Source organism: Phytomonospora sp. NPDC050363, assembly GCF_040655735.1.
In the GTDB taxonomy this organism is placed as follows: domain Bacteria; phylum Actinomycetota; class Actinomycetes; order Mycobacteriales; family Micromonosporaceae; genus Phytomonospora.
In genome coordinates this window covers 149731-166874 of the sequence record NZ_JBFAKK010000003.1, presented here as the reverse complement: position 1 = coordinate 166874, position 17144 = coordinate 149731, and the positions used below count along the sequence as shown (strand labels likewise).

General features: G+C 71.4%; 19 protein-coding genes and 1 riboswitch. Of the genes, 11 read left to right on the top strand and 8 right to left on the bottom strand.

All coding sequences use genetic code 11. The features are described from left to right. The first annotated feature begins 21 nt into the window (after nucleotides 1–21). The gene (locus AB0I28_RS08855) at nucleotides 22–966 is read left to right on the top strand and encodes an MBL fold metallo-hydrolase (protein ID WP_357491142.1); all 945 of its coding nucleotides are present in this window, start codon (nucleotides 22–24) and stop codon (nucleotides 964–966) included. On the opposite strand, the gene AB0I28_RS08850 is transcribed toward AB0I28_RS08855, so the two are convergent. After that, nucleotides 953–1612, bottom strand: coding sequence for an NAD(P)H-binding protein (locus tag AB0I28_RS08850; RefSeq protein ID WP_357491140.1), 660 nt, complete (start codon nucleotides 1610–1612; stop codon nucleotides 953–955). The two genes, AB0I28_RS08855 and AB0I28_RS08850, sit on opposite strands and share 14 nt — an antisense overlap. An 83-nt stretch (nucleotides 1613–1695) precedes the next feature. Here AB0I28_RS08850 and AB0I28_RS08845 point away from each other — a divergent pair, with 83 nt between their 5' ends. From AB0I28_RS08845 to AB0I28_RS08830, 4 genes are all read left to right on the top strand, one after another. Next, nucleotides 1696–2046 carry a helix-turn-helix domain-containing protein gene (locus AB0I28_RS08845; protein ID WP_357491138.1) on the top strand — a complete coding sequence of 117 codons (351 nt, stop codon included), beginning with the start codon at nucleotides 1696–1698 and terminating at the stop codon, nucleotides 2044–2046. Nucleotides 2047–2102: 56 nt separating this feature from the next. Further along, nucleotides 2103–2336 (top strand): hypothetical protein, encoded by a 234-nt coding sequence (locus AB0I28_RS08840; RefSeq protein WP_357491136.1) that lies wholly within the window; start codon nucleotides 2103–2105, stop codon nucleotides 2334–2336. 260 nt (nucleotides 2337–2596) lie between these two features. Next, nucleotides 2597–3682 carry an S-(hydroxymethyl)mycothiol dehydrogenase gene (locus tag AB0I28_RS08835; protein WP_357491134.1) on the top strand — a complete coding sequence of 362 codons (1086 nt, stop codon included), beginning with the start codon at nucleotides 2597–2599 and terminating at the stop codon, nucleotides 3680–3682. Beyond that, complete coding sequence (locus AB0I28_RS08830; protein ID WP_357491133.1) at nucleotides 3679–4308, top strand: MBL fold metallo-hydrolase; 630 nt, start codon at nucleotides 3679–3681, stop codon at nucleotides 4306–4308. The genes AB0I28_RS08835 and AB0I28_RS08830 overlap by 4 nt, the downstream gene beginning before the upstream one ends. A gap of 103 nt (nucleotides 4309–4411) precedes the next feature. Here the strand turns inward: AB0I28_RS08830 and AB0I28_RS08825 are convergent, their stop codons facing one another. Then, nucleotides 4412–4963 carry a hypothetical protein gene (locus AB0I28_RS08825; RefSeq protein ID WP_357491131.1) on the bottom strand — a complete coding sequence of 184 codons (552 nt, stop codon included), beginning with the start codon at nucleotides 4961–4963 and terminating at the stop codon, nucleotides 4412–4414. A 288-nt stretch (nucleotides 4964–5251) separates the two neighbouring features. Here AB0I28_RS08825 and AB0I28_RS08820 point away from each other — a divergent pair, with 288 nt between their 5' ends. After that, on the top strand, nucleotides 5252–5992 hold the full coding sequence (locus tag AB0I28_RS08820) for an SDR family oxidoreductase (protein WP_357491129.1): 741 nt from the start codon (nucleotides 5252–5254) through the stop codon (nucleotides 5990–5992). A 46-nt stretch (nucleotides 5993–6038) separates the two neighbouring features. Here the strand turns inward: AB0I28_RS08820 and rpsD are convergent, their stop codons facing one another. Further along, nucleotides 6039–6647 (bottom strand): 30S ribosomal protein S4, encoded by a 609-nt coding sequence (gene rpsD / locus AB0I28_RS08815; protein WP_357491128.1) that lies wholly within the window; start codon nucleotides 6645–6647, stop codon nucleotides 6039–6041. Between the two features lie 53 nt (nucleotides 6648–6700). Here rpsD and AB0I28_RS08810 point away from each other — a divergent pair, with 53 nt between their 5' ends. Next, a complete protein-coding gene (locus AB0I28_RS08810; RefSeq protein WP_357491125.1) occupies nucleotides 6701–7453 on the top strand; it encodes a DUF2470 domain-containing protein in 753 nt (250 codons plus the stop codon). 59 nt (nucleotides 7454–7512) lie between these two features. Here AB0I28_RS08810 and AB0I28_RS08805 read toward each other — a convergent pair whose 3' ends face one another. Further along, the gene (locus tag AB0I28_RS08805) at nucleotides 7513–8493 is read right to left on the bottom strand and encodes a hypothetical protein (protein WP_357491124.1); all 981 of its coding nucleotides are present in this window, start codon (nucleotides 8491–8493) and stop codon (nucleotides 7513–7515) included. Between the two features lie 48 nt (nucleotides 8494–8541). On the opposite strand from AB0I28_RS08805, the gene AB0I28_RS08800 reads away from it, so the two are divergent. The 3 genes from AB0I28_RS08800 (at nucleotide 8542) to AB0I28_RS08790 (ending at nucleotide 12290) form a co-directional block, all read left to right on the top strand. Beyond that, on the top strand, nucleotides 8542–9210 hold the full coding sequence (locus AB0I28_RS08800) for a MerR family transcriptional regulator (protein WP_357491122.1): 669 nt from the start codon (nucleotides 8542–8544) through the stop codon (nucleotides 9208–9210). 120 nt (nucleotides 9211–9330) lie between these two features. Beyond that, nucleotides 9331–11439, top strand: a complete 2109-nt coding sequence (locus AB0I28_RS08795) for an Hsp70 family protein (protein ID WP_357491120.1) — start codon at nucleotides 9331–9333, stop codon at nucleotides 11437–11439. A gap of 2 nt (nucleotides 11440–11441) precedes the next feature. Then, nucleotides 11442–12290, top strand: coding sequence for a fused MFS/spermidine synthase (locus AB0I28_RS08790; protein WP_357491118.1), 849 nt, complete (start codon nucleotides 11442–11444; stop codon nucleotides 12288–12290). Here AB0I28_RS08790 and mscL read toward each other — a convergent pair. After that, nucleotides 12253–12678: a large conductance mechanosensitive channel protein MscL gene (mscL, locus tag AB0I28_RS08785; protein WP_357491116.1), complete on the bottom strand. Its 426-nt coding sequence runs from the start codon at nucleotides 12676–12678 to the stop codon at nucleotides 12253–12255. The genes AB0I28_RS08790 and mscL overlap by 38 nt on opposite strands. 105 nt (nucleotides 12679–12783) lie before the next feature. Continuing rightward, a riboswitch (cyclic di-AMP (ydaO/yuaA leader) is annotated at nucleotides 12784–12923 on the top strand. A gap of 30 nt (nucleotides 12924–12953) precedes the next feature. Here mscL and AB0I28_RS08780 point away from each other — a divergent pair. Further along, a complete protein-coding gene (locus tag AB0I28_RS08780; RefSeq protein ID WP_357491114.1) occupies nucleotides 12954–13847 on the top strand; it encodes a C40 family peptidase in 894 nt (297 codons plus the stop codon). A 141-nt stretch (nucleotides 13848–13988) separates the two neighbouring features. Here AB0I28_RS08780 and AB0I28_RS08775 read toward each other — a convergent pair whose 3' ends face one another. The 3 genes from AB0I28_RS08775 to AB0I28_RS08765 form a co-directional block, all read right to left on the bottom strand. Continuing rightward, the gene (locus AB0I28_RS08775; protein WP_357491112.1) at nucleotides 13989–15218 is read right to left on the bottom strand and encodes an RNA polymerase sigma factor; all 1230 of its coding nucleotides are present in this window, start codon (nucleotides 15216–15218) and stop codon (nucleotides 13989–13991) included. Then, entirely contained in the window at nucleotides 15215–15559 is a 345-nt protein-coding gene (locus tag AB0I28_RS08770; protein WP_357491110.1) for a YciI family protein, read from the bottom strand. Before AB0I28_RS08770 ends, AB0I28_RS08775 begins: the two co-directional genes overlap by 4 nt. A gap of 98 nt (nucleotides 15560–15657) precedes the next feature. Then, complete coding sequence (locus AB0I28_RS08765) at nucleotides 15658–17064, bottom strand: aldehyde dehydrogenase family protein (RefSeq protein ID WP_357491108.1); 1407 nt, start codon at nucleotides 17062–17064, stop codon at nucleotides 15658–15660. Nucleotides 17065–17144 lie beyond the last annotated feature (80 nt).

The window sequence follows — 17144 nt, the reverse complement described above, 5'->3', positions numbered from 1 at the left end:
GGCCGTGCTTTGGTGTCGGGCATGTCCGATTCCACGTTCCTCACCCGGCGCCGGATGCTGGCCGCCTCGGCGGCCGGAGCCGTCGCCGCGACCGGTGTCCCCGCCGCCGCGCACGCCGCCGCCCCGAAAGCGAAGTCCGCCTTCGAGACGGAGGTGACCATGCGCTGGCTCGGCAACAACTCCTGGGAGATCACCGGAGCCGGCAAGACGATCCTCATCGACCCGTGGCTCACCCGCTTCTGGACCGGGACCTACACGCCGGAAGGCGCCTCGCCGAACGTCAAGATCGAGGTGAAGCCCGAGCTCATCGACCCCTATGTCCAGACCGCGCACCACATCCTCGTGACGCACGGCCACTACGACCACATCACCGACGTGCCCTACATCGCCGACAAGACCGGCGCGATGGTCATCGGCAGCGAGAGCCACCTCAACATGATCAAGGCACTGGGCGCCCGCACGAAGCGGCTGTCGCTGGTGCGCGGCGGCGAGTTCTTCCAGGAGGAGGGCTACACGATCGAGGTGTTCCGGTCCTCGCACTCGGCCGGGGGCGGCAAGATCCCCTTCCCGGGGACCCGCCCGGGTTCGCCGCCGAAGCGCCCGAAGGTCATCGGCGACCTCGTCGAAGGCGACAGTCTCGCCTACATGCTCACCATCGGCGACGTGAAGATCATGAACTTCGGGTCCTCGAACTACATCGCCCGCGAGATCGAGGGCCTGCGTCCCGACGTGGTCCTCGTGCAGCCGGGCGGCGGCAGCACGCCCGCCTACGTGCCGCGCCTGTTCGAGGCCCTCGGTGAGCCGCGCTACGTCATCCCGACCCACTGGGACGACTTCGACCTGCCGCTGACCGAGGAGGCCGAGGACTGGGGGGGCCTCGACGCGCTGCGCGAGGCGGTCGCGAAGGCCTCCCCGCGCAGCGAGTTCGTCAAGATCGACCACCTGGAGCGTTTCACGCTCCGGTGACCGACACCCGCGTCCGGTGATGGCGCGGGGACTCGATCTCGTCGACGACCGCGACGGCGAGGTCGGCGTAGGACAGGCCCTCCCCTTCCGGGAGCTCCTCGCCGCCGAGCCGGTAGGCGCCCGTGCGCGGCCCGGCGACGTCGAGCGCGGGCGGCGGGGTGAGCATCAGCCAGTCGACGCCGTCCTCGCCTTGCGCCCGGAGCCTTTCGAGGCCCGCGGTGTGGGCGAGGGCGAACTCGCGCAGCTCCTGGGGGAAGGCGGCCGGGTCGTCATGGATGGGCCGGCCGTCGGCTCCCAGGAGGTTGGCGAACAGGCCGATCGCGATCAGCCGGGACACCCCGGTCGCCAGCAGGGCGTCGGCGGCGCGGCTGAACACCTCGGCGTCGAGCGTTCCCAGTGCTTTGAGCGCCTCGGGGTCCGACGCGGGCGACACGGCGTTGACGGCCGCGTCGTGTCCCCGGGTGACGGACGCCACCGACGCCGGGTCGCCGACGTCTCCGGCGACGACCTCGACTCCATCGGCGAACTCGGCGTGACGGGCCGGGTCCCGCACGACGGCGGTGATCTCGTGCCCGCGCGCGACCGCTTCGGCCGTGACGGCGCGGCCCGCGCGGCCACCCGCCCCGAAAACGACGATCCTGCTCATGACTCCTCCAGTGTTCGGCGACGTCGGGGACGGTATCCGCGAGAAACCGGTTACCGCAACGAAACCGGAGCTAGCCTCGGCCCATGCCTCATCCGCCCTTCGAACCGGCCTGCCCGGTCACCGCGCTGCCCTTCCAGATCGGCGACAAGTGGACGGCGCTGGTCGTGCTGTGCCTGGAGGACGGGCCGAAGCGCTTCACCGCCATCCGCGCGGTCCTGCCCAACGTCACCGCGAAGGTCCTCGCCGAGACGCTGCGCGCGATGGGCCGCGACGGGCTCGTGACACGCGCGGAATACGACGAGAACCCGCCGCGCGTCGAGTACGCCCTCACACCGCTGGGCCGCACCCTCCTCGACCTCGTCGAGGCCGCCCGCGTGTGGAGCCGGGCCCACCTGCCCGAACTGCTCGCCAACCGCGCGGCGAACACGCGCTGAGCGCCACGCTCGCCGGCGGGTGAGATCATGGAGTCCACACGCGAAAGGGGTCGCTCATGTCCCGGGTAAACATCGACAGCCAGGCCGCCAAGAAACTCGGGCGCGGCATAGGCGACCGGCTCAGCGCGATCATCGACGACGTCGCCGCGACGCACGGCGAGCGCACGGTCGAGGAGATCGAGGCCGAACTCGACCGCCGTATGGCGTCGGCGGGCGTGACCGGCGGGAGCTGGCGCGGCACGGCCGAGGCCATCGCCGCCGGGGAGACCGTCGACCTCCGCGCGCCCTGAGGACTCCGGGGGCGCCGGATCGCCGTCGGTGACACCGATCCGGCTCCCCCGCCGCCTTCGGGCAATGCGCCGGGAGCGCTCCGCCGCGGCCGTTTCGGTGCCAGACTGACGGCGGCCGGGATGGATCGGGCGTCGGGCCGCGGCGCGGTCGCGCGGGCTCGGCGGGAGGTGCGCGGTCAGGACCGCCGGTGGTCATGACCCCTTCCGCAGCGGCCCGGTATGCCCGTAAAGTCGAAGACCCGGCCTTTAGGGAGACGGCGATGTCACAGAAGGTACGCGGCGTGGTGGCCCCAGGGAAGGGCGCCGCGGTTCGGCTGGAGACGATCCTGGTGGGCGATCCCGGTCCCGGTGAGGCACTCGTGCGGATCCGGGCCTGCGGCGTGTGTCACACCGATCTGCATTACCGCGAGGGCGGCATCAACGACGACTTCCCGTTCCTTCTCGGGCACGAGGCGGCGGGCGTGGTCGAGGCGGTCGGCGACGACGTGCGCGATCTGGCGCCGGGCGACTTCGTGATCCTGAACTGGCGGGCGGTGTGCGGCAAGTGCCGTGCCTGCCGTCGCGGGCGCCCCTGGTACTGCTTCGACACGCACAACGCGGCCCAGAAGATGACCCTCGCCGACGGCACCGCGCTCTCCCCCGCCCTTGGGATCGGCGCCTTCGCCGAGAAGACGCTGGTGGCCGCCGGGCAGTGCACGAAGGTCGACTCGACGGCCTCGGCCGCGGTGGCCGGCCTGCTCGGCTGCGGGGTCATGGCCGGTTTCGGCGCGGCGATCAACACCGGCAACGTCACGCGCGGCGACACCGTCGCGGTGATCGGGTGCGGCGGGGTCGGCAGCGCCGCGGTGGCCGGGGCGCGGCTGGCGGGCGCGGCGAAGATCATCGCCGTCGACCTCGACGACCGCAAGCTCGGCTGGGCGCGCAACCTCGGCGCGACGCACACCGTCAACGCCCGGCAGAACGACGTCGTCAAGGCCATTCGTGAGGCGACCGAGGGTTTCGGCGCCGACGTGGTCATCGACGCCGTCGGCCGTCCGGAGACCTACGAGCAGGCCTTCTACGCGCGCGACCTGGCCGGGACGGTCGTGCTGGTCGGCGTGCCCACCCCGGAGATGCGGCTCGACCTGCCCCTGCTCGACGTGTTCGGGCGCGGCGGCGCGCTGAAGTCCTCCTGGTACGGCGACTGCCTGCCCTCGCGGGACTTCCCGATGCTCATCGACCTGTACCTCCAGGGCCGCGTCGACCTCGACGCGTTCGTCTCGGAGACGATCACCCTCGACGACGTGGAGGAGGCGTTCGCGCGGATGGAACGCGGAGAAGTGCTGCGATCGGTGGTCCTGCTGTGACGGTTCGCGCCGAGCGGCTGATCACCTCGGGGAAGTTCACCCTCGACGGCGGCAGCTGGGACGTCGACAACAACGTGTGGCTGGTCGGCGACGACGAGGAGGTCGTCGTCATCGACGCCGCCCACGACGCGCAGGTCATCGCCGCGACCGTCGCCGGGCGCAAGGTGAAGGCGATCGTGTGCACCCACGCCCACGACGACCACGTCAACGCCGCGCCCGAGCTCGCCGAGCTCGTCTACGCGCCGGTGCTGCTGCACCCCGCCGACCGGGAGCTGTGGGACATGACCCATCCCTCGCGCCCGCCCGACGGCGAGCTGGAGGACGGGCAGGAGATCCCCGTCGGCGGCATCGTGCTGCGGGTGATGCACACGCCGGGCCACGCGCCGGGCGCGGTGAGCCTGTACAGCGAGATCATGGGCGCGGTGTTCACCGGGGACACCCTGTTCAAGGGCGGACCGGGGGCCACCGGGAGGTCCTTCAGCGACTTCCCGACGATCATCACCTCGATCCGCGAGCGGCTGCTCTGGCTGCCGCCGGAGACGACCGTCTACACCGGACACGGTGACGACACGACGATCGGCGACGAGGCCGGGCACCTGGAGGAGTGGATCGCGCGCGGGCACTGACGAAGGACGGGCGAGGCGGTCTTCCGCCTCGCCCGTCGACGTTCGCGTGGAGGTGCAGTTCGAGGCGGTCGGCGTCCCCGCGCCCCACTCGCCTTCCCACCGGTCAGGACGAGGGAACGTCCCCGTCGGTGAAGTCCACCAGGAGCGCGACCAGCTCGCCCTCGGCGTCGAAGCACTCGTAGGCGTACCAGATGCTGGCGTCCATGTTGATGACCAGCACGGTGTCGCCCGACTCGGTGGTGAACACCGGGCGGTAGGCCGGGCCGTCCTCGACGTCGATCCCGCCGGCCTCGTCGAGACCCTCGTCGACGTCGGGCTCCCAGTCGGCCCACTCCGGGCTGAACGCGACCAGACCCCCTTCGAGGGAGGTCGGGCCGTACTGGCGCCACTCCCAGCGGACGGGCAGGCCACCGCCGAGGGGCACCAGCACCATGCGCACGATCGCGGTCTCGTCGGGCTCGGTCACGACGTAGACGGGGTGGTCGCCCTTGGGAAGGGACCCCTCGGTTCCGCCGAAGTAGCCGTCGAGTTCATCGCTTTCGGGCCCGAAGAAGTAAAGCTGTCCACTGTTGACGGACATGGTCCCGGCACGTCTGCAGCGCAGACCGTCCTCGGTGCCTTTGAGATACGCCTCGATGATGGCGTCAGCGCTCACGTCGTTCGATCCTTGCTTTGGCGGGAAACACGGGGCCGACGGAGCATAGCGAACGCCGGGGAACAGTCCCACGTGGACACAGGGTGCATCACCTGCCGACACAGGGTGACAATCGACCGGAATGCGTCCGTCCGGGGGCGGATTGTGGTGGTTCGTGGCGACCGGAGCCGACGGCCGTCACTCCGCCGGGTGACCTCTGTCGGATCCCTGACATGGCAACCGCAACCGTTCGGAGGACGGCGGTGTTCATAAGGGCACAAGCGTTTCCCCTTATGGATTGAGGAAGACATGTCCGATCTGACCGGCAAGACCGCCCTCGTCACCGGCGGCAGCCGCGGCATGGGCGCCGCCACCGTACGGGCGCTGGCCGCCCGCGGCGCCTCCGTCGCATTCACCTACGCCAACTCCGCCGACCGGGCCGAGCAGCTCGTCAAGGAGGTCGCGGCCGAGGGCGGCCGCGCGGTGGCCATCCGCGCCGACGCCGCCGACGCCGCCGAGTCGGCGGCCGCAGTCGAGCGCACGGTGAGCGAGCTGGGCGGCCTGGACATCCTGGTCAACAACGTCGGCCGGGGCGCCATGGGCGCCTTCTACGACACGACCCTGGAAGACCTCGACCACCTGCTCGCCGTGAACGTCCGCTCGATCGTGATCACCTCGCAGGCGGCGGCCAAGCACCTCGGGGAGGGTGGCCGGATCATCACCGTCGGGAGCACCGCCAGCACCAAGACCCCGGGGCCGGGCCTGACCCTGTACACGATGACCAAGTCGGCCCTGGTCGGCCTGACCAAGGGCATGGCCCGCGACCTGGGCGAGCGCGGCGTCACCGCCAACCTGATCCAGCCGGGCCCGATCGACACCGAGATGAACCCGGCCGACAGCCCTTTCGCGGAGGGCCAGCGCGTCCAGACGGCGCTGGGGCGTTTCGGCACGGTCGAGGAGGTCGCCGAGACGATCGCGTTCGTCGCCGGTGACGGCGGCCGGTACATGACCGGCGCGTGCCTGACCGTCGACGGCGGCCACGCGGCCTGACACGCCGAAGCGGTGGCCCCGGGAGGGCCACCGCTTCTTCGCGTCGTCAGCGGGAGTAGAACTCCACGACCAGCTGCTCCTCGCAGTGCACGGGCACTTCGGAGCGGACGGGTTCGCGCATGAGGGTCACGCGCAGGTCGCTGAGGGCGACCGAGAGGTAGGGAGGGGCGGTGCCGTTGGTGTGTCCGCCGGCCGCGGCGACCAGGACGGGCGTGATGGTCCGGCTCTTCTCGCGGACGGAGACGACCTGTCCGGGGCTCAGGCGGTAGGACGGGATGTCGACCTTCTTGCCGTCGACGGTGACGTGACCGTGGCCGACGAGCTGGCGCGCCTGGTAGATCGTCCGCGCGAGACCCGCGCGCAGCACGACGGCGTCGAGGCGGCGCTCCAGGAGGGTGACGAGGTTCTCACCGCTCTTGCCGGGGCGCTTGAGGGCGTCGGCATAGGTACGGCGCAGCTGGCGCTCGCCGATGTTGTACTGGTGGCGCAGGCGCTGCTTCTCCAGCAACCGCACCGAATAGTCCGAGGGCTTGCGCCTGGCCCGGCCGTGGTCGCCGGGCGGGTAGGGACGCTTCTCGAAGTATTTGACGCACTTCGGAGTCAGCGGGATGCCGAGCGCGCGGGACAACCGGACCTTCGGCCGGGACTGGTTCACCAGGTACCTCCTCTTTAGGTTAGCCTGTCCTAACTTACCTCAGGAGGTTCGCGATGCATCCCAGCCCCGCCGAGATCACCCGCACACTCGCCACGGGCCGCCTGACCGGCACCGTCCGCACCGGCCTCGGCGGGCCGCTGCGGGTGCGCCACGCGACCGTCTCCGACGGCACACCGCTCCTGCTGGTCCGCGACGGCGGGTCGACGGCCGCCGCGCTGGCCTGCGAGCCCGGCGACGACGTGGCCGCGCTCCTCTGCGTCGACGACGTCCCGCCGCTGGCCGGTTCCCCCACCCTCGGCCGCCTCTGGCTGTCGGGATGGGCGACCGCGCTGGTCGCCGAGGACGCTCGCGACGCCGCCCTGGCCTTCGCCGCCGTCAACCCCGCCGGCGACCTCCTCGCCGTCGGGGAGGGGTACACCCTCTACCGCCTCGACGTGGCCGAGGTGCGACTCGAACGGCGCTCCGGCTGGATCGACGTCGACCTCGACGCCTACGCCGCCGCCGAGCCCGATCCCGTCGCCGCCGACGAGGCCGAACTACTGGGGGACCTCGACGACCACCACCGCGACGAGGTCGCCGCCTTCGCCGTGGCACAGCTGTCGGCGGCAGGGCACGGCGAACTGTCGAGAGACGTGCCGCCCCGGATGGTGCGGCTGGACCGCTACGGAATGGCGTTCACCGCCGGGGAGAACCGCTTCGTGCGGCTCGGGTTCGACCGGCCGCTGACGGGGAGGTCGGACCTGATCACGCGGATGCGTCCGCTGCTGGGGATGGGGTGCGCCTGCCCTCGGGAGAGCACCGGCTGACGAACTCGCGGCAGGGCGCCGGCTTCGTGCGAAAGCACAGCCGCCGCCCTACCTCACTCTCAACCCACCCGCGCCGACTCCCGCTCCACGTCCCCTGCGACCGGTCGCCCCCGGCCCTTGAACGCCCACGCCAGGCCCGCCGCCGTCACCAGCGCCAGCGCTCCCAACGCCGTCCACGTGGCCGCGCCGGGGTGGATCAGCGACTCGCCCCGCAGGGCCTGCCACAGCACCAGCGCCGTCAGCCCGGCGTAGACGACCCCGGCGACCAGCACGATCCGGGCCCGCAGGCCCTCGTCTGCCAGCCTGACCCGCTTGGTGGCGCGCCAGCCGAGCCACAACGCGAGCAGGGGCAGCACCTGCATGGCGTGAATGCCGACGAAGTGGGCGATGCGCAGGTCGCCGCCGACGGTGCTCCACCCCAGGAGGGGCATGCCGGGACCGCCGTCGTCGAGGCCGACGGAGTGGGCTCCGGCGACGCTCTCCAGGTGGCCGGTGTCCTGCCGGGCCATGAGGTATCCGACCGCCAGCCCGCCGATGCCCACCGACATCCCCCAGCGGATCCCCCTGGTCAGCGCGCGGTCGCCGATGGGCGTCCAGGCGAGGAACAGCGCCACGCCGATGTTGGCCAGCCACATGACGGTGATGCTGGCACCCATGACGATCCACAGCGTCGCGTCGAATGCGGTCGCCTCGTTGAAGTGGCTGGTGCGGCCGCGCAGTACCTGCCCGACGATCACCACCATCTCGATGAACAGCATCAGCGCGATGACCGTCCCGAACCACCACCCGGTCCTCTTCCCCTTGCGCAGCAAGGGGATCAGGTAGGCCATGGTGAGGGCGTAGAGGCCGATGGAGAGCCCGAACTTCAGCGGCTTGGCCCAGATCGGCATGTTGGTGAGGGTCCGGTCGTCGACGAGGAGCCCCACCGCGGCGACGACGGCGGTGACGGCCATGAGGCCGGCGAGCCACAGGAGAGGACGGTGGTAGCGGGCCGGAGTCGGCAGAGCCTCTTTTAGATAGTGCTGCTGTCTGGTATCCATAGTCGAACTATCCACTACGATCGGGAAAGATCGCAAGGGGAGATGCGCATGAGAATCGCCGAGTTGAGCCGAGAGAGCCGGGTACCGATCCCGACCATCAAGTACTACCTGCGCGAAGGGCTGCTGCCCGCCGGTGAGCGGACCAGCCCCAACCAGGCCCAGTACGACGCCCGCCACCTGCGCAGGCTCCGCCTGATCCGCGCCCTCATCGACATCGGCGGCGTCCCCGTCGCCGGCGTCCGCGAGCTGCTCGACTCCATCGACGCCAAGGGCGAGAACCTCCACCGCGCCCTCGGCACCGCCACCCACGCCACCCTCACCGTCGCCGACGAGGGCCCGCCGACACCCGGCCAGGAACGCGCCCGCGCCCAACTCGACGCGCTCGCAGCAGCCCGCGGCTGGAACTCCGACAACGTCCGCGCGCGCCAGATGATCGTCAACTCGCTGGCCACGCTGTACGACCTCGGCGACGACGACCTCGCCGCGCTGCTCCCGGCCTACGCCGACTCCGCCGCCTCGGTCGCCGAGATCGAGGTCGGCCTCGTCAGCGCCCGCCCGGACATCGACAGCGCCGTCGAGGGCGCGGTGATCGGCACGGTCATCGGCGAGCAGATCTGGGCCGGTCTGCGCCACCTCGCCCAGGAGCACTACTCCGACCGCCTCAACCAGACCGGCCGCGACGATGGCGAGGGCTGCGACGACCGACCGACCCCCTGACGGCCCCCGACCTGCTCACCGAGCCCGCGCGCCGGGCCCGGTGACCGGGGCCACGCGCGGGGGGATGCGGGATGCGGCTCGGCTCTATGCTGTGTCGGCCCCCTGAGAATGGAGATCGCGGTGCGTCTTGGCGTGGACTTCGGTACGTCGCATACCGTCGCGGTGCTGGCCTACCCGGACGGCCGGACCAAATCAATGCTGTTCGACGACGGGACGCCGCTGCTGCGCTCGGCCGTCTACGCCGACTCCGACGGGCAGATACAGGTCGGCCGCGACGCCGTCCGCCGTGCCGGCCTCGACCCCACCAGGTACGAACCGAACCCGAAGCAGCGCATCGACGAACAGACCGTCCTTCTCGGCGACAGCGAGCACCGCGTCCCCGACCTGTTCGCCGCCGTCCTCAAGCGCGTCGTCAGCGAGGTCCGCCGGGTCGCCGGGACCATCCCGCAGGACGTCGTGATGACCTTCCCGGCCGCCTGGGGCGCGCGCCGCCGGGAGATCCTCACCGGCGCGGCGGCCACCGCCGGGCTGCACAACGTGCGGCTCATCCCCGAGCCGGTCGGCGCGGCCGTCTACTTCACCACCGTTCTCGGCCACCAGGTCAACGACGGCCGGCCCCTCGGCGTGTTCGACTTCGGCGGCGGCACGCTCGACGTGGCCGTCGTCCGCCGCGACGGCAACACCTTCACCGTCCTGTCGACCGGCGGTCTCCCCGACCTCGGCGGCGTCGACCTCGACTCGGCGCTCGTCGACCACCTCGGCGAGCTCATCGCGCAGCGCGATCCGGCGCTGTGGCGCCGTCTTTCCAATCCGGAGGGCTCGGCCGACCGCCGGTCGCGCCAGCTGCTGTGGGACGACGTCCGCGGGGCGAAGGAGTCCCTGTCGCGCACGACGAGCGCGCCGGTCAACGTCCCCGAGACCGACACCGACCTGCACCTGACCCGCGACGAGTTCGAGCGGCTCACCACGCCGCTCCTCCAGCGGGCCATCAACGAGACCCAGCGGGTGATCCGCGAGGCGCGCTGCGAACCGGCGCAGCTGGCCGGGCTGTTCCTGGTCGGTGGTTCGAGCCGCGTCCCGCTGGTCGCCCGCATGCTCCACAGTGGACTTGGAATTCCGCCGACCGTCCTCGAACAGCCCGAGGTCGCCGTCGCCGAAGGCGCCGCGAAGCTCGGCGCGGCCAAACCCAACCCCGGCCAGTCGCCGTCGAACTCCCCGATGTCGAACTCGCCCATGTCGGCCCCGCCCTCGGCGCCGCGCTCGGGTCCGCCCGCGCCGCAGCAGTCCAACCAGGGCTACCGCTCGCCGTCGCAGCACGCGCACAACCCGGCGCCGTCGAACTCGCCGATGTCGGCTCCCCCGGTCTCGGGCCCGCCCGTCTCCGGCGCGCCGTCCTCGCCGATGATGACGCCCTCGCCGCCGCCGTACCGTCCGCAGCAACAGCAGCAGCAGCACGCGCCCAACGCGTACACGCCACCGCCCCAGCAGCAGGCCTACACTCCCCCGCCGCCGCGACCGCCGATCCTGCCGCCGGTGCAGCGCGCGCCGCAGCCTCCGCCGCAGCCGCAGATCATCCAGGTTCCCTACGCGGTACCGGTGCACCAGCAGCAGCAGCCGGTGTTCGTGCCGCGCAGGAACCGCAAGCGCGGCCCCATCATCGCACTGGTCATCGTGGCCCTGCTCGGCTTCTGCTGCTACGGCACGTTCATCAAGCCGAGCGTCACGTCGGGGATCTTCGGCGACTTCTTCACCGACCTCAGCGACGACGGCCCGGTCATGAACGGCAGCGCCTCGGTGCCCTCGGCGCTCAGCTCCTTCTTCGAACCGTGGAAGAAGGCGCTCAACGAGTGCTGGGTCTCCGACTCCGGTGAGGCCTGGCAGGGCCCGGAGAGCGGCGGCTTCACGCGCGCCCTCGACAAGATCGGCGAGGAGCCCGCCCGCGTCTACTGCAGCTTCGACACCGACGTCGAGGACGAGTACAAGGCCGGCAGCATCCTGTTCGTCGACAGCGGCGGCGAGGACTTCGAGAAGGACGTCGCCTCGTCGTTCGGCCTGAAGGACACCTTCAACGGGTCGGGCAAGTCCGGCACCGACGAGTACTCGATCCCCTACGTGGCCATCGACGGCAGCTACTCCTACTACCCCGACGTCGGCGTGGCCATCGCCGGCTGGGGATCCGACGCCAAGGTCACCGACCTCGACAAGCTCTTCCAGGAATACTCCATCTGACGATGACCGCCCGCATGGAACCCGACCCCGAGCGCCCGAACCGCTTCTACCTGTACGTCGGCGACTCGGAACAGTCCCATGTGGACCTCGACGACCCGCTGCACCTCGAGTTCGACTACATCCGCTATCTGTCCTATGTGGTCGACTCCCTCGCCCCCTCGGGCGAGCCGCTGCGGGTGCTGCACCTGGGGGCCGGGGCGCTCACGCTGCCACGGTACGTCGCGGCGAAGAGGCCCGGCTCGTACCAGCAGGCCGTCGACATCGACGCCGAACTGGTCGCGCTGGTCCGGGAGAAGGCGCCGCTTCCCAAGCGCGGCAAGGTGAAGGTGCGCATCGGCGACGCCCGCGAGCAGCTGGCCGCCGCGCCCGACGACTGCTACGACGTGATCGTCCTCGACGTGTTCGCCGACAACGTCACCCCGCCGCACCTGACCACGGCCGAGTTCTTCGCCGACGTGTCCCGCGTGCTGAGGACCGGCGGCAGCCTGCTGATGAACGCCGGCGACGGCGGACCGCTGAAGTACACCCGTTCGCTGGCGGCGACGATCGGCTCGGTCTTCGGCCAGGGCCGCCTCCTCGGCGGGACGACCGTCCTGCGGGGACGCCGTTTCGGCAACATCGTGCTGTGCGGATCCGACCGGCCCTTCGACGACGCCGCCATCGCCCGTCGCGCAGCCGGCGACGTGTTTCCCACCGGCTTTCTCGACGGCGACGAATTCGCCAGGTTCGGAAAAGGAGCACCGGTGAACACCGACGGCGGTGCCGTGGCGTCCCCGGCGCCCCCGGGATTGTGGCCGCAAACCGGGCGAGGGGTCAGGAAGCGGAGTTCCCGCGGCGCAGCTCGTCCCTGATCTCCCGGAGCAGTTCGAGCTGCTCGTCCTTTTCGGCCTCCTCCTGGCGCCTCATCCGTTCCATCACCTTGCGGACGGGCAAAACGACTATGAAGTAGATGACCACCGCGGTCAAGACGAAGGTGATGACGGCGTCGATGAACGTCCCATAGGGGAAGTCCACACCGTTGACGGTGAATTTGCCACCGTTCTCCGAACCACCCGTGACCAGTGTGATCAGGGGCGTGAGGAACGCACCGGTGAATGCGGTGACCATGGCCGTGAGGGCGGCGCCCATGACGACGGCGACGGCCAGGTCGACGACGTTGCCGCGAAAGAGGAATTCCTTGAAACCCTTGAGCATCAGCACATCCTGCCAGAGGCGGTCCGATTGCTCCGTGATCGCCACGTATTGCGTGTGGGCTATTCCACTGCACCATAGGCAATCGCGAACACTCTCGGTTAGCGTCACCGGGCTCGTACGGTACTCCTCACTCCCAGCAAGGGAGTGACCGTGCGAGTGCCGCTGAGTCGCCGCACCGAGGCGAATCGGGGACCCACCGAGTACTGGGGTGAATCCGCGCCGAGCGCGGTAGGGCGATCTTCCGGCCCGAACCCGTCAGCTAACCCGGTAAGCGGCTTGATGGAAGAAGGGTTGCCGTCTTGTCGGCAGACGACTGCAAGTTGCCTGGAAACAGACGAATCAGCAAGACCCGGACTCGCGGCCTGATCCGCACCGCGACCTGTGCCGGTGTTTTCACCGGCGCGATCGTCGCGACCCTCCTCGCCCCCGGCATGGCGCAGGCGGCGCCGAGCACAGAGGACAAACTGGACACCGCCTCGACCGATTACAAGAAGGCCGTCGAGAAGCGCGACGACCTCGTCGAGCGGATCAAGGCCCTTGAGGACACCATCGCCGGTTCCGACCGGGCCATCGACAGCGCCGTCGCGCTGATCGGCTCCCCGGCCACCACGCTCGACGACAGCGGCACGCTGCTCAGCCAGCTCACCGACCTCTCCGACCTGGCCCGCGAGCAGTCGCAGGCCGTCGACGACGCCGCGACGGCGATCGCCGAGGCCAACGCGGCCAAGGATCAGCTCAACACCGATCTGGTCGCGGCCAAGAAGACGGTGTCGAAGCTGGCCGAGGAGAAGGAGGAGCTGGAGAACAAGCTGGCCGAGGAGCAGGCCGAGACCTCGTCGAGCACCTACGACGGCGAGATCCCGGCGGTGTCGGGCAAGGCGGGCCAGGCGGTCTCCTTCGCCTACGGCGCCATCGGCATCCCGTACGTCTTCGGCGCGACCGGCCCGGACGGCTACGACTGCTCCGGCCTGACCATGGCCGCGTGGGCGGCCGCGGGCGTGTCCCTGCCGCACTACACCGTCGACCAGTGGAACGCCACCACGTCGATCTCGCGCGGTGAGCTGCGCGCCGGGGACCTGGTGTTCTACGCCGGTCTCGGGCACGTGGGCATCTACGTCGGCGACGGCAAGGTCATCCACGCGCCCCAGCCGGGCGAGTCGGTGAAGATCTCCGACATCGACATGATGACCCCCGACGGTTTCCGCCGGGTGTAAGAGCTCGTCCGGTGGGCTCCCTGCGGGGACACGGCGGTTTCATCGCACCCACAAGACAAGCCCTGGGCGCCCGCCCGGCCGCACGCACGCGCTGACCCCGCGCGGCCGGGCGGCATCGACCGCGCCGACGCCCGGGCCTTCCTACGGCCCGGGCGTCGGCGTGTTCCCGACTTCGGTGAGCCTGTCGCGCAGGAAGGCCCGCTCCGACTCGTTGCTGCTGAGCGCGAGCGCACGCCGGTACGCCTCGGCCGCCGCGGTCCGGCGACCGAGCCGGCGCAGCAGGTCGGCCCGAACCGCGTGGAAGACGTGGTGTCCGTCGAGGTCGAGCGCGTCGACGAGTGCCAGCCCCGCGCCCGGACCGTCGATCTCGGCGACCGCGACCGCCCGATGCAGCGCCGCGACCGGGTTGGGCGCGAAGGCGAGGAGCTGGTCGTAGAGGGCGAGGATCTGGCGCCAGTCGGTGTCGGCGGCGGTGGCCGCGTCGGCGTGCACGGCGTTGATCGCCGCCTGGAACTGGTAGGGCCCGGGACTGCCCCGGCGCAGGCAACGGCGCACCAGCGCGTGCCCCTCGGCGATCGCCGCCCGGTCCCAGCGACGGCGGTCCTGGTCGGCGAGCAGGACCGGCCGTCCGTCCTGGGCGGTCCGCGCGGCCCGGCGGGAGTCGACGAGCAGCATCAGCGCGAGCAGTCCGGTCACCTCGGGCTCGTCGGGCATGAGTTCGTGGAGGAGCCGGCCGAGCCGGACGGCCTCCGCGCAGAGGTCACCGCGGACGAGGTCCGCGCCGGAGGTGGCGGTGTGCCCCTCGGTGAAGATCAGGTAGACGACGGCGAGCACGGCGGCGAGGCGGTCGGGCAGGTCGGCGTCGCGGGGTACGCGGTAGGGGATGCGGGCGTCGCGGATCTTGCCCTTGGCGCGGACGAGGCGCTGGGCCATGGTCGTCTCGGCGACGAGGAAGGCGCGGGCGATCTCGGTGGTGGACAGGCCGCCGAGCAGGCGCAGGGTGAGGGCGACGCGGGCTTCGGCGGCCAGCGCCGGATGGCAGCAGGTGAAGATGAGGCGGAGCCGGTCGTCGTGCACGGGTCCCTCGTCTCCTGGCCGGTCGGGGGCGCTGAGCAGCGCGGCCTGGGCCTGCCGTGCCTCGCGGGTGGACTCGCGGCGGAGGCGGTCGAGGGCGCGGTTGCGCGCGGTGGTGATGATCCAGCCGGCGGGGCTGGGCGGCGGGCCGGTCTCGGGCCAGCGGCGAACGGCCTCGGCGAAGGCGTCCTGGACGGCCTCCTCGGCGATGTCGAGATCGCCGAAGGAGCCGGTCAGGACGGCGACCGCGCGGCCGTGCTCGGCGCGGAAGACGTCGGCGATGTCCTCGGGTGTCACTCGTCGAAGCTGAAGGGGCGGACCTCGATGGGCAGTCCGGTGATCTCGGCCTCGCGCCCGGCCCAGGCGAGGACCGTGTCGAGTTCGGGCGCCTCGACGATGGTGAAGCCGCCGAGGTGTTCCTTGCCTTCGACGTAGGGGCCGTCGGTCATGACGACCTCGCCGTCGCGTGCGCGCAGGACGGTCGCGGTGCTCGGCGGGTGGAGTCCGCCGGCGAAGACCCAGCCGCCGGCCTCGCGGATCTGTTCGCCGAGGGCGTTGAGGTCGCGCATGACTACGTCGAGGACCTCCTTGTCGGGGATCGGGCCGTCGGGCTGGTACATGCTGATGAGGTACTTCATGGTTCCTCCTAGGGCGGGTCGGCTTCACCCCTTATACGAACGGGCGGGGCGGTTCTCGACAGCCGGCGTCCCAGTCTCGCCGACTTTTCCGGCCGGCCTCATCGCGCGCCGCCGAAGACCTTGCGCAGGACCGTCTCGGCGAAGGGCAGCGCGTGGGGTCCGCGCTCGTAGCCGGTCAGTTCGAAGGGCTGGCGGCCGCGGCGGGTGACCGTCGAGCGCGCCACCGCGAACTCGCGCAGCCCCGCCTCGCCGTGGGTCCGGCCGAAGCCCGAGGCGCCGCGTCCGCCGAAAGGCAGGGACGGCTGCCCGGCGAAGGACAGCGCCGAGTCGATCGAGACCATGCCGCAGGTGAGGCGGTCGGCGGCGGCGCGTGCCTGCCGGCCGCCGTAGACGGCGGCGCCGAGGTGGTAGCGGCCCGACTCGGCGCGCGCGACGGCGTCGTCGAGGTCCGCGGCGCGCAGGATCGGCAGGACGGGCCCGAAGGTCTCCTCGGTGACGACGAGGGCGTCGTCGGGGACGTCGACGAGGATCGTGGGCTGGACGTAGGGCGGTTCGATGGCGCCGAGGCCGCCGGTGAGGGCCCGCGCGCCCCGGTCGAGGGCGTCGGCGATGTGGTGGGTGATCACGTCGAGCTGGGCGGGGACGGCGATCGCGCCGAGGTCGCCGTCGCGGCCGGCGGTGAGCCTGGCGGCCTTGGCCGTGAGGAGGCGGACGAACTCGTCGTGGACCTCGTCGACGACGTACACGCGCTCGATGCCCACGCAGGCCTGCCCGGCGTTGAACATCGCGCCCCACAGCACCGAGGCGGCGGCGCGGTCGAGGTCGGCGTCGGCCGCGACGATCGCGGGGTCCTTCCCGCCGCACTCGGTGAGGACGGGCGTGAGCGTCGGCGCGGCGGCGGCCAGGATCTTGGCGGCGGTCGCGGTCGAGCCGGTGAAGGCGACCTTGTCGACGCCGGAGGTGACCAGGGCGGCGCCGGCCTCGGGTCCGCCTTCGACGAACGTCACCAGCGGTGCGCCGCGCATGGCCTCGGTCGCCGTCTCGGTGAGGAGCCGGCCGACCATGGGGGCGTGCTCGCTGGGTTTGAACAGCACGGCGTTGCCCGCCGCGACGGCCGACCCGATCGAGGCCAGCGGGGTGAGGACGGGGAAGTTCCATGGACCGATCACGCCGACGACGCCGTAGGGCCGCCAGGCGAGCTCGGCGCGCTGCTCCGGCGAGAGCCAGGTGCCGCGGACCCGGCGGCGGCGCAGGACGCGTTCGGCGTTGCGCGCGGCCCAGCGCAGGTGCTCGACGGCGACGGTCAGCTCGATGGTCGCGTCGGCGTCGGCCTTGCCGCCCTCGACGCGCATGACGGCGGTGATCTCCGGGGCGCGGCGGCCGAGGATCGCCGACCAGCGCAGGAGGGCGTCGCGGCGGGCGCCGAAGCCGAGCCGCCACCACCAGGCGGCGACGTCGCGGGCTGTCGCCAGGGAGCTTGCGGTCAGGGTCGGTGCCGTGGTCATGCCGTCCTCCCTGCGCTCGGTTTCACCCTAGGGCGAATCGTGCGGGTTCGGACGGGTTTCAGGCGTGCGGGTTTGCGCCC